The sequence below is a fragment of the Ruegeria sp. YTSA108 genome, assembly GCF_059610185.1.
In genome coordinates this window covers 146,884-161,096 of sequence record NZ_JBXWND010000001.1, presented here as the reverse complement: position 1 = coordinate 161,096, position 14,213 = coordinate 146,884, and the positions used below count along the sequence as shown (strand labels likewise).

Annotated in this window: 15 protein-coding genes; 5 read left to right on the top strand and 10 right to left on the bottom strand. The window is 54.0% G+C overall.

The features are described from left to right. Positions 1–28: 28 nt before the first annotated feature. Both trmFO and AC2FHW_RS00825 read right to left on the bottom strand, forming a co-directional pair. Positions 29–1,369, bottom strand: coding sequence for a methylenetetrahydrofolate--tRNA-(uracil(54)-C(5))-methyltransferase (FADH(2)-oxidizing) TrmFO (gene trmFO / locus AC2FHW_RS00830; protein WP_142633876.1), 1,341 nt, complete (start codon positions 1,367–1,369; stop codon positions 29–31). A 261-nt stretch (positions 1,370–1,630) separates the two neighbouring features. Next, entirely contained in the window at positions 1,631–2,416 is a 786-nt protein-coding gene (locus AC2FHW_RS00825) for an enoyl-CoA hydratase (RefSeq protein ID WP_496821310.1), read from the bottom strand. Positions 2,417–2,474: 58 nt separating this feature from the next. Here AC2FHW_RS00825 and AC2FHW_RS00820 point away from each other — a divergent pair, with 58 nt between their 5' ends. Continuing rightward, positions 2,475–2,918 carry a PaaI family thioesterase gene (locus AC2FHW_RS00820; protein ID WP_496675548.1) on the top strand — a complete coding sequence of 148 codons (444 nt, stop codon included), beginning with the start codon at positions 2,475–2,477 and terminating at the stop codon, positions 2,916–2,918. A 59-nt stretch (positions 2,919–2,977) separates the two neighbouring features. Here the strand turns inward: AC2FHW_RS00820 and AC2FHW_RS00815 are convergent, their stop codons facing one another. Beyond that, positions 2,978–3,205 carry a DUF1127 domain-containing protein gene (locus AC2FHW_RS00815; protein ID WP_496675550.1) on the bottom strand — a complete coding sequence of 76 codons (228 nt, stop codon included), beginning with the start codon at positions 3,203–3,205 and terminating at the stop codon, positions 2,978–2,980. 99 nt (positions 3,206–3,304) lie between these two features. Between AC2FHW_RS00815 and AC2FHW_RS00810 the strand changes: the two genes are divergently transcribed. From AC2FHW_RS00810 to rpsI, 4 genes are all read left to right on the top strand, one after another. Further along, positions 3,305–4,708, top strand: a complete 1,404-nt coding sequence (locus AC2FHW_RS00810) for an aminotransferase-like domain-containing protein (protein WP_271947069.1) — start codon at positions 3,305–3,307, stop codon at positions 4,706–4,708. An 11-nt stretch (positions 4,709–4,719) separates the two neighbouring features. Beyond that, the gene (locus tag AC2FHW_RS00805) at positions 4,720–5,250 is read left to right on the top strand and encodes a GNAT family N-acetyltransferase (RefSeq protein WP_142633867.1); all 531 of its coding nucleotides are present in this window, start codon (positions 4,720–4,722) and stop codon (positions 5,248–5,250) included. Positions 5,251–5,397: 147 nt separating this feature from the next. Beyond that, complete coding sequence (gene rplM, locus AC2FHW_RS00800) at positions 5,398–5,856, top strand: 50S ribosomal protein L13 (protein ID WP_496722805.1); 459 nt, start codon at positions 5,398–5,400, stop codon at positions 5,854–5,856. A gap of 5 nt (positions 5,857–5,861) precedes the next feature. Beyond that, complete coding sequence (gene rpsI / locus AC2FHW_RS00795; protein WP_058271904.1) at positions 5,862–6,347, top strand: 30S ribosomal protein S9; 486 nt, start codon at positions 5,862–5,864, stop codon at positions 6,345–6,347. Between the two features lie 103 nt (positions 6,348–6,450). Here the strand turns inward: rpsI and AC2FHW_RS00790 are convergent, their stop codons facing one another. From AC2FHW_RS00790 to AC2FHW_RS00760, 7 genes are all read right to left on the bottom strand, one after another. Further along, a complete protein-coding gene (locus AC2FHW_RS00790) occupies positions 6,451–7,539 on the bottom strand; it encodes an SGNH/GDSL hydrolase family protein (RefSeq protein ID WP_281972116.1) in 1,089 nt (362 codons plus the stop codon). A gap of 153 nt (positions 7,540–7,692) precedes the next feature. Further along, positions 7,693–8,358 carry a YrbL family protein gene (locus AC2FHW_RS00785; protein WP_271947077.1) on the bottom strand — a complete coding sequence of 222 codons (666 nt, stop codon included), beginning with the start codon at positions 8,356–8,358 and terminating at the stop codon, positions 7,693–7,695. Positions 8,359–8,502: 144 nt separating this feature from the next. Further along, on the bottom strand, positions 8,503–9,663 hold the full coding sequence (locus AC2FHW_RS00780; protein ID WP_271947079.1) for an ABC transporter substrate-binding protein: 1,161 nt from the start codon (positions 9,661–9,663) through the stop codon (positions 8,503–8,505). A gap of 29 nt (positions 9,664–9,692) precedes the next feature. Beyond that, complete coding sequence (locus AC2FHW_RS00775; protein WP_271947081.1) at positions 9,693–11,579, bottom strand: AMP-dependent synthetase/ligase; 1,887 nt, start codon at positions 11,577–11,579, stop codon at positions 9,693–9,695. A gap of 5 nt (positions 11,580–11,584) precedes the next feature. Beyond that, complete coding sequence (locus tag AC2FHW_RS00770) at positions 11,585–12,358, bottom strand: ABC transporter ATP-binding protein (RefSeq protein ID WP_271947083.1); 774 nt, start codon at positions 12,356–12,358, stop codon at positions 11,585–11,587. Further along, positions 12,355–13,119, bottom strand: a complete 765-nt coding sequence (locus AC2FHW_RS00765) for an ABC transporter ATP-binding protein (protein ID WP_496728238.1) — start codon at positions 13,117–13,119, stop codon at positions 12,355–12,357. The genes AC2FHW_RS00770 and AC2FHW_RS00765 overlap by 4 nt, the downstream gene beginning before the upstream one ends. Beyond that, positions 13,116–14,213 carry a branched-chain amino acid ABC transporter permease gene (locus tag AC2FHW_RS00760; protein ID WP_142633851.1) on the bottom strand — a complete coding sequence of 366 codons (1,098 nt, stop codon included), beginning with the start codon at positions 14,211–14,213 and terminating at the stop codon, positions 13,116–13,118. Before AC2FHW_RS00760 ends, AC2FHW_RS00765 begins: the two co-directional genes overlap by 4 nt.

Here is a 14,213-nt window from a genome sequence, read left to right as displayed (position 1 = left end):
TTAGGACGTCGGGGCCGGACCCGTCCAGTCACCAATGCGCCAACCACTTGGTCCATTCTTCCTTGGCCCGGTCAGTATAGGCCTTGTAGCGGTCTTTTCGGCCACGCCGACCGCCTTTTAACCCATCGACAGGACGGAACAGACCGAAATTCACGTTCATGGGCTGGAATGTCTTTGCCTCGGCACCGCCAGTAATGTGGTGGATCAAAGCGCCCATGGCACTGTCCTGCGGAACTTCGGGAACGGTACGGCCCAACATCTCGGCAGCAGCCAGACGTCCGGCCAAAAGACCCATCGCGGCGCTTTCCACATAACCTTCGACACCGGTAATCTGACCAGCGAACCTGATATTGGGCTTTGATTTCAGCCGCATCTGGGAATCCAGCAATGTCGGAGAATTGATGAACGTATTGCGATGAATACCGCCCAGCCGCGCAAAACTGGCATTCTCCAACCCAGGAATCATGCGGAATACATCGGTTTGGGCTCCGTATTTCATCTTGGTCTGAAAACCGACGATATTGAACAATGTTCCCAGGGCGTTATCCCGGCGCAGTTGAACCACCGCGTGAGGCTTTACCTCGGGCTGATGCGGGTTCGTCAGGCCGACCGGCTTCATCGGTCCGTGGCGCAACGTTTCACGACCGCGCTCGGACATAACCTCTATCGGAAGACAGCCATCGAAATAGCCTGCGGTCTCTCCTTCATGGAACTCGGTCTTGTCGGCGGCCAGCAGGGCGTCGATGAAGGCGTCGTACTGTTCTCGGTCCATCGGACAATTCAGGTAAGCGGTGCGTTCTTCTTCGGTCTCACCCTTGTCATACCGAGATTGCATCCAAGCTTTGCTCATGTCGATGCTGTCTGCATAGACAATTGGTGCAATGGCATCAAAGAACGCCAACGACTCGGCGCCGGTTTCCGCGCGGATTGCTTCTCCCAATCCAGCAGACGTCAGAGGGCCGGTGGCAAATATCCATTGGCCGTCAGAGGGCAGGGCGGTCACTTCTTCGCCAGTGATTTCGACAAGGGGGTGAGCCTTTAACTTGGCCGTCACAGATTCCGCAAACGGATCGCGATCCACAGCCAATGCGCCCCCGGCCGGCAGTCGGTGCGCATCTGCCGTTTTCAAGATCAACCCTTCGGCCTCGCGCATTTCCCAATGCAGCAGTCCAACGGCGTTCTGTTCGTCATCATCCGACCGGAATGAGTTCGAGCAGACCATCTCGGCCAAGTTGCCGGTCTGATGCGCAAAAGTTCCGACTTTTGGGCGCATTTCGTGAATCACGACCTCGACGCCCATTTCCGCCGCCTGCCAGGCAGCCTCGGACCCGGCCATGCCGCCGCCCACGATATGCAATTTCTGTGTCATAAGCTGCCACATAGGGCACAGAAGATCGCAACGCAACACAGCAGCGATGGCGCACGGGAAATCATGTTTTCAAGGGATTTTTGGGGTCGCCGATGCGGGAATGTCTGCGCCAGTGAGAGAAACCAGCTCGGAGGGACCTTCCGCCCACGGCGACCCAAAAAGTGTTCAAGGCCTTAGCCTCGTCTCAGCATTGCCACAGTAACGCCCATTTGAAAAGTCCAAAAATGGCGACATTGCGGAAAAATATGCATGACAAATTCCTTATTGGCTCCAATTTGGATCTCTTTTTCCGATAAATGCAGATATTCCTTCTTCGGTATCCCGATGCATCATATTCTGAGCCATTACCTCGCCGGTATAGGAATAGGCCTGATCCAATGGCATATCCAACTGGCGGTAGAAGGCCTGTTTTCCGACTTTCAATGCAGATCCCAGTTTTGAGGCAAGCTGCTCGGCCAGTGAAACAGCCTCATGCTCCAACAGCATTTCTGGCACCACGCGATTGACAAGACCCAGCTCAGCAGCTCGTGACGCCGGAATGAAATCCCCGGTCGTCAACATCTCGAAGGCGTGTTTGCGTGGAATGTTTCGGCTAAGAGCAACCATTGGGGTCGAACAGAACAGCCCGATATTCACACCGTTTACGCCAAACCGCGTCCCTTCGGCAGCTACAGCAAGATCGCAGGTTGCAACCAACTGGCATCCGGCCGCCGTAGCAATGCCGTGCACCTGGGCAATAACCGGCTGCGGAAGCGACTGAATCGAAAGCATCATTTTCGCACAGCGATTGAAAAGGTCCTGAAAATAGGCTTTGCCGCCGTCTTCAGATTGGCGCCCTGCTGTCATCTGTTTCAGATCATGACCCGCACAAAAAGCTTTGCCTTTACCAGAAAGGATCACCGCCCGGATGGAACTGTCTTCGCGCAGAGCATCAAGTTCAGTCTGTAGCGCAGCCAGCATTTCGTCACTTAGGGCGTTGAGCCGGTCTGGCGCATTCATTGTAAGCCTAGCCACGGCGTCTGCGTCATTTCGTTCCAGAATTCCCATCTTGCCCTCCGATCTGATGTGAGGCCAACTCTAGGTCGGCAAATCCAGGAGGGGAAGTATGTCATTGGCAATGAATCGGGAGGAACTGGAGGATTATATGAGCCAAATCTTCCCCCAGGTCAGTCAGGATTATTCGGTCCAGGATCTGACCGAAGCGTCCATCGTCATGAGACTTGCCGTTGGCGACCGTCATTTGCGCCCCGGTGGGACTGTCTCGGGGCCGTCTATGTTTGGATTAGCTGATGTAAGCGTTTACGCACTGATCCTGGCGCGCAGGGGCCAGCAGTCTCTGGCCGTGACAACCGGTTGTTCAATGGACTTCATGCGTAAACCGGATGGAAATGCAGATTTGATTGCGCGCTGTACCTTGCTGAAGCTAGGAAAAACCCTTGCCGTAGGTGACGTTCTAATATTTTCGGAAGGGTCAGACAAACCCGTCGCTCGCGCAACGATGACCTATTCTTTACCACCAGAGGGGTCAGCTGCGGCAGCTTTTGGGTGAAAAAATGGCCGGGATAAACCCGGCCAAGGAAAAGGTCCCATATTGAGACTGGGGATTACCTAGCTCTGCCAAAAAGGGCGTTCGATCTCTCGTCTGGCCTGATAATTAGTCAGGCCCACATCCTTCAGCAGCCTGTCATCGAGATTGGACAAGTTAATTCGGCTGCGGCGTTGCCGCTCCCATTTTGTGACCGTCGCCGCAAACCGCACGGCCAGTGCGGCAATCAGCGGCAGCCGGGGGCTGTCGTTAAGCGCTATCAGGGCGGGGTTGTGCATTGCGCGTGTCATCTTGGGGTTCCTTTCTAATTGTATTGACACAAACGTAATATGTTCGGTATGAACATTTGATACATTCATAATTGTGCTGCAATCAAAGGAAGAATTGTAATGGATACAATTTGGCCAGAGTCACTGCCTAAATCCAAAGGGCCAAAATATACACTGGTCGCCGATACAATTCGAAAAGCTATAGATAACAATCTTTTGGAAGTCGGTACAAAGCTGCCGCCGGTGCGGGAACTTGCCTATAGGTTACAAATCACACCGGGCACCGTTGCGCGCGCCTATACGATACTCACAGACGAAGGTCTGCTCAGCGCCGAAGTAGGACGTGGTACATTTGTGGCCCCGCCCAAGGCGCCTCTGCTCGATGATGTCTGGGCTCGGCAACTTCATCTCAGAGATGACAAATATGAAGCCAATGTCAGCCTGTTCAGCCCGAGGCTTGCCGATATGGGGCAGGTGGCCCTGATCCGCGAATGTATGCAGAAAGTGGCACAATCCGATCCACGCCTGTTTATGAACTATCCAACCCGCGATGCGTATAAACCTATGCGACAGGCTGTTGTAGATTGGCTTTCCGATTTGCCATTGGGACCAATTTCGCAGGACGATATCGTTCTGACCCACGGCGGACAAAACGGTCTTTGCCTTGTATTTCAGACAATATTACGTGGACCAAAGCCGATTGTTCTGGTCGAAGATCTGTCATATGCAGGGTTCCGACGCGCCGGTGAGTTGATGCGTGCAGAGGTCATTGGCGTAAAGATGGACAAATGGGGCGTGGATCCCAACGCTATGGAGCATGTCCTTCGCCAGTCGGCGGCGCAGGCCATATGTGTCTCACCCGAGGTTCAAAATCCGACCGGCTCACATACACCACTGGAACGCCGCAAAGAAGTTGTGGAAATCGCGCGGCGGTTTGGCGTCCAGATAATCGAGGACGACTGCTACCGCATGGGTGATGCAAGAGCGCCCAGCTATCGCGCCCTGGCGCCGGAAAGGGGATGGCATGTGTCGTCGATCTCGAAGATTTTGACGCCCGCACTGCGTGTCGGGTTTGCCATAGCGCCGCGCGAGCGCAGCGTTGATCTGCGCCGTTCAGCGGAATATGGCTATTTTGGCCTTGCTCAGCCGCTTGCCGAACTGGCGCGGCTGATGTTGTCTGATCCGCGGACGCGCCAAATCGCAAAAGATGTCCGGACCCGGATGGGGGAATATGTGCGCGTGGCCGTAAACGCCCTGGGTGGGTTCGACCTGAACTGGGCCTCAGATGTACCTTTTGTCTGGCTGAACTTGCCTTCTGGTTGGCGAGCGGCTGCGTTCAGCCGCGCAGCCGAGCGAGAGGGAATTCAACTGCGGTCTGCCGATGAGTTTGCTTTGCGTGACGGGCGCGCGCCCAATGCGGTGCGCATTGCCATGAACGGGCATGTATCGTTGGATCAATTCGAGGACGCAATGCAGCGTCTCAGGCGTCTGCTGGATAATCCACCCGAACAGATTTCGGTGTAAGGGGACGCTTAATGGATATTCGGGAAATGCGGGGCAGGGGATTTGTCGTCACACCGATGCTCAAAAGTGACTTCGAAGACCTGCACCTTGCAGCCAGCGATCCGTTGATTTGGGCCGGGCATCCCGCCAAATCCCGCCATCAGAAAGAAGTTTTCGCCCCTTATTTCGATTTTCTGTTGAGCGCAGGTGGGTCAGTGACAGTACGCGAAGAGGCGACAGGCCGGGTCATAGGGTGCTCTCGCTATTATGAGCCTCCCGAAGTTCCCGGGGGCATCGGCATCGGATACAGCTTTATCACCCGTGATCACTGGGGCGGAGCCAGCAATCGGACGATCAAATCGCTGATGGTAAATCAGGTGTTCGGCGAACTTGATGAGGTCTGGTTTCATATCGACCCAACCAACTTGCGATCACAAAAAGGGACCGCGAAACTTGGGGCGCGGTACGTTGATACCCGGCAACTTGTTCTTGGTACCGGGGCTGGGCAGTGGATGCGTTGGGTATTGACGGAAAAAGATTGGCAAAAACATGGGGTAAAATAATACCTATTTTGTAATACATTGTTTTTGCTAAGTTAAAACTGATTTGCGTGTATTGACCCGCCTTTCGCGTGGGTTTAAACCCCATCCATCGAATTCGGACCGCTCCGTATGGGGGCGGTCTTTCACATCAAACAGGACTATCCTGCCATGAAAACCTTTTCTGCAACACCTGCAGACATCGACAAGAAATGGATCCTGATCGACGCCGAGGGCGTTGTTCTGGGCCGTCTTGCTTCGATCGTCGCCATGCGTCTGCGTGGCAAGCACAAAGCGTCGTTCACCCCGAACATGGACATGGGCGACAATGTCATCGTGATCAACGCTGACAAAATCCAGATGACCGGCAAGAAGCGCGAAGAGAACTTCTACTGGCACACTGGCCACCCGGGCGGCATCAAGTCGCGCACCAAGCAGCAGATCCTTGAAGGCAAGCACCCCGAGCGCGTCGTGACCCAAGCGGTCAAGCGCATGCTGCCGGGCAACCGTCTGGCACGTCAGCAGATGACCAATCTGCGCGTTTATGCCGGTGCCGAGCATCCCCATGAGGCGCAAGCGCCCGAAGTTCTGGATGTTGCATCCATGAACAAGAAAAACACCCGGAGCTAATGACCATGGCTGATCAGATCAATACTCTCGAAGAGCTGAGCGCCGTTGCAGGCGTTGAGGTTGTGGCCGAAGAAGTCATCGTGCGTGAACCCGTACGTGACGAGCTGGGTCGTTCTTATGCCACCGGCAAGCGTAAAGACGCTGTTGCCCGCGTTTGGATCAAGCCGGGTTCCGGCAAGGTCACCGTGAACGGCAAGGACCAGGACAAGTATTTTGCGCGTCCCGTTCTGCAGCTGATCCTGCGCCAGCCGTTTCAGGTTGCCGGTGTTGAAGGTGAATTCGACGTTGTTGCAACCGTCAAAGGCGGTGGCCTGACCGGTCAGGCCGGTGCGGTCAAGCACGGCATCTCGAAAGCGCTGCAACTGTACGATCCGTCGCTGCGTGGTGCTCTGAAAGCTGCTGGCTTCCTGACCCGCGACAGCCGCGTTGTGGAACGTAAGAAATACGGTAAGCGCAAAGCGCGTCGTTCGTTCCAGTTCTCGAAGCGTTAATTCGCTGGCACGAACCTTCAAGACTGTTTCAAACGGCCGCACAATGTTGCGGCCGTTTTTCTTTTGTTGATTGGGATTTGGTTTGCCGAATCTGTTTTCGAACTCAGCCAGCTGCTTTGGTTTCGATCAGCGGGGCCAGAATCTGGAACATGAAATCAGACAGAACCCTGTTGCCGTCGGCATTCAGATGACCATCGTATCTGAAATACAGATCTTTACCTGTGGAGCTGTATTCTTCGGTGAGGTAGGGCAACGCTTCGTGCCACTGAAATCCTTGCTCGGCCACCACACCCTCCATCAGGCGGTCGGGTAGGCCGGGATCAACCTCGGGATCAGAAGATGTTTTTGCGGCCTGGAGAACCTGAAACAACTGTGGGACAGACACGACCACAAGCTCGGATCCCTGCGACTGCGTGAAGGTGGCCATGCGGGTAAACACCTGCTTTGTCGTCTCGACTTTGGCCTGAAACAGCTCGCTCATCGGGGTGGTGAAAAACGCCTTTCGCGGCGTCATCAGGTACAGTTGGGTATAGCTCTGATCGTTGGCCATCAGCATTCGCTTTAACATCGTGACCGAGTGCAGCGAGGATTTCTTGATATTCCCGGACCCCACAACCGAGCTGACATCGCTGTAAGCGACATCAACGCCATCAACGGTCCGAATAGGCTCATTTGCAAACATATCGTTGGGAAGAAAGGTCACCAGCACAATATCGGGGTTATATTTTTCGCTTAACCGCTCAAGATACAGCGCCTGTTGAGATGTGTTATATCCCGGCACGCCTGCGTTGATCAGCTGCACAGACATGCCTTCATCCAGGAATTTCTGGGCCAAAAGTTCAGGCCAGATATCGCCCAGCTCGTTTGAAGCGCCGAAGGTAAATGAATCCCCCAGCAGCAGGATCTTGATGGTGCTTCCATCGTCTGCGGCATTGGCTGGAAAACGCGTTTCACGAAACCCGTTTTCGTCGACTTTATACTCGACCGTGAACTCTGGTGCATTGATGGCGACGACAGTGTTTGGCCTGTTCGTATGCCCGACGACCGGGTCCTTCAATCCAAGTGGACCACCCTCTGGATATGTTGTCAGAACGCCTTGTGGTGACAGCCAACGGATGCCCAGCTCCACACCAGCAAGAAGCGTTGCAGAGATCATCACGATGATCAGAAAGTTCAGAATTTTTGACCGCATTTTTTATCTAACTACCTAGAATACCATTTACTGAATTGGTCCCGTTTTCGTGGTAATGACGAGGACGCACAAAACACATTTCTGAATGTTGAGATTAACAGCCCGCACACGTCAAGCGTGAGACGAAAAGAAAGTCACTCCAGCACGGATTTGTCAGTCCGTTTCACGTCCTAAAGCCTGTTGAGCCAAAGCAAGGAATTTCTGCCGAGTCTGGTCGATTTTTCGTTTATTCAGGCTTGGGAACCACCTGCGAACTGGGATCGCCTGCTTATTTCCGAAACTGTCTATCCAGACCCATCGTCCTGAGCCGTCGGCCAGCGTCTGATAGACGATGTTGCCGGGGTTCTGGTTACTGACCAAAACGTTCTCTTTGACCAAAATATCAAAATGCGCGTTCAACGAATCCAAGTGATGCGGCTTAAGGCGACGGCTTTGGACCAAGCCAATAAGGCTGGGCGATAGCTGTCCGTCAGGCTCGGAAATCCGCTCGTACATAAGCGCCAGACCCAGGTCCGTCTGAACCACACCTCGCACCTCACATACGGGGATAGGGGCAGCGGATTTCTGGTGACGCACCATAAGATCAAACGACTCGTGAAACTCGCGCAGAAATCCTTTGAACGCCGTCGAGCGTCGAAACATCCGATCAAACCAGGTATCCGTCACAAGATGAGCTTCGTCATCTATCGTCTGAGGTTGCGGGATCTTCAGCAGAGTGTCCGGCAGATCAGGGTGTTGATAGACAAATTGCCGATTACCCTGCGCGATGATCTTACGATCTTTCAACGACAACAGATTTTCGATTCGAGTTTTTTCCATTTGGCTTAACTATAGCGGTTTTGCATTGGAACCAATTATCCGCAGGTGGATAGCTCAAAACAAAATGAAAAAGCCGTCCGTATTGGAACGGACGGCTCGTGGTTTCTAACGCCTGAATGCTGATCAAACTCTGTTTTTCAGTCGTTACTCTTCGTGGACCAGCTTCCAAGCACCGTTTTCAACAACGCTCACAAACACAGTATCGGCACCTTGGTGGTCGTCCGGCGAAAACGAGATGTGGTTTCCAACCAGTTCGTCGTTGTAGTCGAGTGTCTCCATCGCAGCGATAAAACTGTCATGAGTCAGATCGGGGCCGGCGGCGTCCAGCGCCTTAACCATCATTTCAGCCGCAGAATAGCCCAACATCGCAAATCCAACGGGGTCTTCGCCTGTTGCAGCCTTATACTCTTCGATGAAGGCTGCAGGGGCCGGTTGATCCGCGCGGGCCCACAAGTCCAGCCATGAGGCGGCGGCATAAAAACCATCCGTCACGCCACCCGGCACCTGGGCAACGACGGTCAGGAAGCTGGCTGATGTTCCCAAGAATTTCATATCCGTTAGACCCATCTTTTTGGCGGTGCCAACCACAGTGATCGCCTGCCGAACCCCAAGGGCCATGGTGACGATGTCGCAGCCTTCATCTCTGAGCTTGCTCAGAGAGCCCACGAAATCGGTCTCATCGGGCTTGTGGGTGGTTTCTGTGCCAAAACCGATCCCAGCCTCTTCGGCACCCGCCTTGCTGCCTTCCAGAATCTCCTCGCCGAAATCGGTGGGCAGATACATGGTGCAGACTGTTTGCGATCCGAATTCGCTGGCCAGATAGTTCACGCCGACACGCGCCTGATCGAAATAGGTGGAAAAGGACGTGAATTTGTTGCGCACCGGGTCTTGCAGCATTTTCTGCGACGATGTCAGAGGCGCGACATTCGGAATGCCCTTGGGATCCAGCAGTTTGAATCCGGCCAGGTTCATCGGCGTACCCAGAGATTGCAACATCGCAAACACCTTGTCGCGGTTCAGCAGCTTGTTGTAGCCCTGCATCGCGCGCGGCATCTGATAGCCATTATCCTCAACCACAAAACGGATGGTCCGACCGTGAACACCACCTGCAGCGTTTACGCGGTCGAACACCACATTGGCGCCTTTGGTGGCTGGGACACCAACGGCGGCGAAGATACCGCTCAGATCATTGACCGACCCGATTACGATCTCATCATCCGTAACACCCTGTGTCTGAGCGCTGGAGAGTGTCGCGACAGCCGTCAAAACTGTGGCAGCGGACAGCCGTTTAATCAGATTCCTCATTATAATCCTCCCTTTGGATAACGTTTTGTCTAATTGTACATGTCTTCGATAAGATGTTCGTGTTTCTTTTCCACAAAGCTGCGCTTGAGCTTCATTGTGGCCGTCAGTTCGTCATCATCTGCCGTCAGCAGAACATCTATCAGGCGGAAATCCTTGATCTGCTCAACCCGTGCGAAATCCTTGTTTGCGGCACCAACTTCGTCTTTGATCTGGTCCCGAACCTCGGCGGAGGCACAAAGAGAGGCGAAATTCGAGAAGGGAACCTTTCGATCCTGCGCAAATTTCTCCACGTTTTCCTGATCAATCATGATTAGTGCAGTCAGGAACTTGCGCTTATCGCCAATTACAACTGCGTCCGAGATAAAGGGGCTGAACTTGAGACGGCTTTCAATCTCGGCCGGGGCTATATTTTTGCCGCCCGCCGTGATGATAAGATCTTTGAGGCGACCCGTAATGGTCACGAAACCGTCTTGGTCGATCTCGCCCATATCACCAGTACGCAACCAACCATCGGCAGTGAAAGTCTCGGCTGTTTTGGCGTTGTTTCGCCAGTAACCCTGAAAGATGTTCAACCCTTTAAGCTGAATCTCTCCGCCTTCGGAAATACGGACGTCATTGACCGGCACAGCCTTTCCAATGGTTCCGATCCTGTTGTTTCCAAGTGTATTCAATGTCGCCAGGCCCGATGTTTCGGTCATACCAAAACCTTCGACCAGAGGTACACCAATGGCCCAGTACCATTTCAGCAAGTCCGCCGAAATCGGAGCGGCGCCGCTTCCACCGCGCCGCATATTGTCCAACCCCAGCATCCGGCGCAGGTTACGCAGAACCAAACGGTCCCAAAGCCAGTACTGCGCGGCAACACTGGCCGGGACCGGCTTGCCCGCCAGGATATATTCGGCACGTGCCAGACCCGCCTTTACCGCCATTCCAAAGGCCGCGCGCCCGGTCGAGGTTGCATCCTGGGCCATGATCTGAACCTGAGAATAGATCTTTTCCCATACACGCGGGACCGCCGTAAACGTCGAAGGAGAAACCTCTTGCAGATTTGCGAAAACAGTCTCGGGGCTTTCGGCAAAGTTGACGACAGATTTCGTTGCCAGCGGGAAATATATGGAAACATCACGCTCGAGGATGTGGCAGAGCGGCAAAAAGCACAGCTGTTCATCTGTTTCCAATGCGGGCAAGGAATGGGCGCCGGCTTCGATTGCGGCCAGGATGTTCTCGTGGCTCAGCATTGCGCCTTTTGGCATGCCGGTCGTGCCGGACGTATAGACAAGAAGGGCGGTATCCTGCGGGGATGCAAGCGCGATTTCGGCGTCAAAGCGGTTCGGCTCTTCACGCTCGGTTTGCTGACCTAGCTCATAAAGATCGCCGATCAACATGCAGCGGTCATGGTCCAGGTCATGCAGACCTTCATCCTCAAGGATGATAACCTTCAAAAGATTGGAAAGATCACCTTCGACCTCAAGGAACTTGTCCAACTGCTCTTCATTTTCGACCACCAGAAAACGGCTGTCACTGTCATTGATCAGATATTTCAGTTGCGCGGCCGAATCCGTCGTATAGATGCCCGAGGCGATCCCCCCGGCGCCCTGAATGCCCATATCGAACCAAGCCCATTCTTTTCGGTCCTCGGACAGGATCGATACGACCTCACCGCGTTTCAAACCGAGCTTTTGCAGGGCGAGGCCTATCCATTTCGCGTGCTGCCAGTAATCTGCCCAGGAATAGGATTTCCAGATACCTAAATCCTTTTCACGATGCGCCGTACGCGCGCCCAAATCGGCACAACGCTTTTGAAATAGTTGCCCGATGGTTGTGCATTCATCTACATAGACCGGTCGCTGACCGGGATTTGCGTTGTACTGAACACCGTTGATCATGATCTGAGAGGGCAGGGTGCTTATATTCATGCTGCTCACCTCCACGTCTTCTTGCGTTTCCAGCGACGGTTTTCACGCGAACCTTCTTCCTGCACGCCCAGATAGAAATTCTGGATGTCTTCTGACTGCATCAGCTCATCCGCGGGGCCATCCATGACGATGCGCCCGACCTCCATGACATAGCCGTGATGCGCCAGTTCCAGCGCAGCATTGGCGTTCTGTTCAACCAGCATCATCGTCATGTTCTGTTCATCATTCAGGCGCTTCAGGATTCCGAAAATCTCTTGCACAAGCAAAGGAGACAGGCCCAGCGAGGGCTCGTCCAGTAACATGATCCTTGGATTTGCCATCAACCCCCTCCCGATTGCCAACATCTGTTGTTGGCCGCCGGATAAGGTCCCCGCCTCTTGATTGCGGCGTTCTTTCAGGATCGGGAAGTATGAAAAAACCAGATCGCGATCATGATCAATTTGCCCCCGGTCCGACGAGGTATAGGCCCCGAGACTCAGGTTCTCCTCCACGGTCAAAAGGGGAAATACTTCGCGCCCTTCGGGTACGTGGACGACGCCTTTCTGCACGACTTTATGCGGCTCGGCCCCTTGAATTTCGACCCCGTTAAAGCTGATCTTGCCCTTTTCCGGGTCCATTACGCCGGACACGGTTTTCATCAAAGTAGTCTTGCCGGCCCCATTAGCCCCAAGGATCGACACGATTTTACCCGGATGCACATCCAGCGACACGCCCCGGATTGCCATGATTGGCCCGTAAAAACTTTCGACATTGCGAATGGTCAGGATCGGATCGCTCATGAAACTTTCCCCAGATAGGCCTCAACCACTGCCGGGTGTGACTGTACCTGCGCAGGGGTTCCCAGTGCGAGCATAGCCCCATCCGCCATTGCAAGGACCCGATCCGAGACGCCCGAGACCAAAGCCATGTCATGTTCGACCATCAGCACCGTAATCCCCATCTGCCGCCGGATATCATCTATCCACCAGCGCATATCGGTCGTTTCCTCGACCGACAGCCCCGAGGCCGGTTCATCCAGCAGTAACAACTTGGGATCGGTGGCCAGGGCCCGGGCAACTTCAACCACTTTGCGCACACCGTAAGGTAGGCCTGATATCATCTTGTCGCGATAGGCCTGCAGATCAAGAAAATCGATGATTTCTTCAACCTTTTCACGGTTTTCGATCTCTTGCCGCCGGGCCGACGGCAGGAACAGCACCTCGGATAAAAGTTTTGTCTTGCGGTGCCGATGACGCCCGACCAGCAGGTTCTGCAAAACAGTGGCGTGTTCGAACAGTTCGATATTCTGAAACGTCCGCGCAACACTAAAAGCTGCAACGCCTGACGGTTTCACCTGCAGCAAGTTATGCCCGTCATACCGGATTGAACCCTCTATTGGTTCATAAAAGCGCGAGATCAGATTGAAAACGGTCGATTTACCCGCGCCATTGGGGCCGACTATGGCAAAAACCTCGCCGTCTTCGACCGAAAAGGACAGGTCGTTCACAGCCGTGACGCCACCAAATTTCAAGGTGACATTCTTAAATTCAAGCAGGCTCATCTCAGACGCTCCGTCTTGAGATAGGATTTCTGACGTTTGAACATGTCCTTGCGATAGAAGGGAAACAGTTCGAACCATGTCCGGATCTTCAGCCAACGTCCATACATCCCCATGGGTTCGAACAGGATAAAGGCAATCAGGATCATGCCGAAGATACCAAATTCCAATCCCGGAATTGCGACGGTGCTGCCCCCGAAAACTGCGCCGACATACTCTTTTGCGATCGACAAAAATTGCGGCAGAAACCCAATGACGACAGCACCCAGGAATGCCCCGTGGATTGAGCCCAGACCACCGATCACGATCATCATCAGCAACTGAATTGAGATTAGGACGCTGAATGTCTCGTTATTGAACGCGCCCGAGAACATCCCCATCAGAGCACCCGCCCAGCCGGTCACAGCGCAGGACAGGGCAAATGAGATCATCTTGGTCTGCGCAATATCAACACCCATCGCCTGGGCCGAGACCTCAGAATCTCGCACGGCGATGAAACTGCGCCCAAGCGGTGCGCGCAGCAGGTTGATATAGCCCAGAGTGACCAGAACCGCGACTGCAAGCACCAGCCAGAAGAATTGGACCGGCGTAGCCCAGCGATCGACCATGAATCCAAATATCTCGACCCCGCCGATATATTTACCGGCGACCCCGCCGGTGATCGGCTCGGCCAGGACAATCACGTCATCCATCAGGATCGACAGGGCCATGGTAAAGATTGCCAGGTAGATACCGTGAAGGCGCAGGGCCGGGATAGCAACGGTCACCCCTGCTATCCCGGTCAGGATACCGGCGATCGGGAAGGCCAGCAGGAATGGCAAGCCTGCCTCAATCAAGATGATATTCGCATAGCACCCAAAGGCCAGAAAAGCCGCATGCCCAAGGCTGACCTGTCCGGTATGGCCGGTCAGTATCATCAACCCAAGACCTGCAATCGCCCAGATCAGAACATTTGTCAGCTCACCCAGATAGAATGCGTCCAACCACCACGGAGCAGCGATCACGACGCCTAGAAGGATCAGGTATAGGCTCAGTTGATACCGGTCTTTCCAAGGCCGGATATCTTGCATGTAACTGGTCTTGAAAATGATCCGCAT

Bases quoted from the DNA above. Each gene is read 5' to 3' on its own strand.
- AC2FHW_RS00790 (WP_281972116.1), bottom strand. From the start codon at position 7,539: ATGCGGTCAAAAATTCTGAACTTTCTGATCATCGTGATGATCTCTGCA.
- trmFO (WP_142633876.1), bottom strand. From the start codon at position 1,369: ATGACACAGAAATTGCATATCGTGGGCGGCGGCATGGCCGGGTCCGAG.
- AC2FHW_RS00765 (WP_496728238.1), bottom strand. From the start codon at position 13,119: ATGAGCCTGCTTGAATTTAAGAATGTCACCTTGAAATTTGGTGGCGTC.
- AC2FHW_RS00815 (WP_496675550.1), bottom strand. From the start codon at position 3,205: ATGACACGCGCAATGCACAACCCCGCCCTGATAGCGCTTAACGACAGC.
- AC2FHW_RS00785 (WP_271947077.1), bottom strand. From the start codon at position 8,358: ATGGAAAAAACTCGAATCGAAAATCTGTTGTCGTTGAAAGATCGTAAG.
- AC2FHW_RS00770 (WP_271947083.1), bottom strand. From the start codon at position 12,358: ATGAGCGATCCGATCCTGACCATTCGCAATGTCGAAAGTTTTTACGGG.
- rpsI (WP_058271904.1), top strand. From the start codon at position 5,862: ATGGCTGATCAGATCAATACTCTCGAAGAGCTGAGCGCCGTTGCAGGC.
- rplM (WP_496722805.1), top strand. From the start codon at position 5,398: ATGAAAACCTTTTCTGCAACACCTGCAGACATCGACAAGAAATGGATC.
- AC2FHW_RS00820 (WP_496675548.1), top strand. From the start codon at position 2,475: ATGTCATTGGCAATGAATCGGGAGGAACTGGAGGATTATATGAGCCAA.
- AC2FHW_RS00775 (WP_271947081.1), bottom strand. From the start codon at position 11,579: ATGAATATAAGCACCCTGCCCTCTCAGATCATGATCAACGGTGTTCAG.
- AC2FHW_RS00780 (WP_271947079.1), bottom strand. From the start codon at position 9,663: ATGAGGAATCTGATTAAACGGCTGTCCGCTGCCACAGTTTTGACGGCT.
- AC2FHW_RS00825 (WP_496821310.1), bottom strand. From the start codon at position 2,416: ATGGGAATTCTGGAACGAAATGACGCAGACGCCGTGGCTAGGCTTACA.
- AC2FHW_RS00810 (WP_271947069.1), top strand. From the start codon at position 3,305: ATGGATACAATTTGGCCAGAGTCACTGCCTAAATCCAAAGGGCCAAAA.
- AC2FHW_RS00805 (WP_142633867.1), top strand. From the start codon at position 4,720: ATGGATATTCGGGAAATGCGGGGCAGGGGATTTGTCGTCACACCGATG.
- AC2FHW_RS00760 (WP_142633851.1), bottom strand. From the start codon at position 14,213: ATGCGGATCATTTTCAAGACCAGTTACATGCAAGATATCCGGCCTTGG.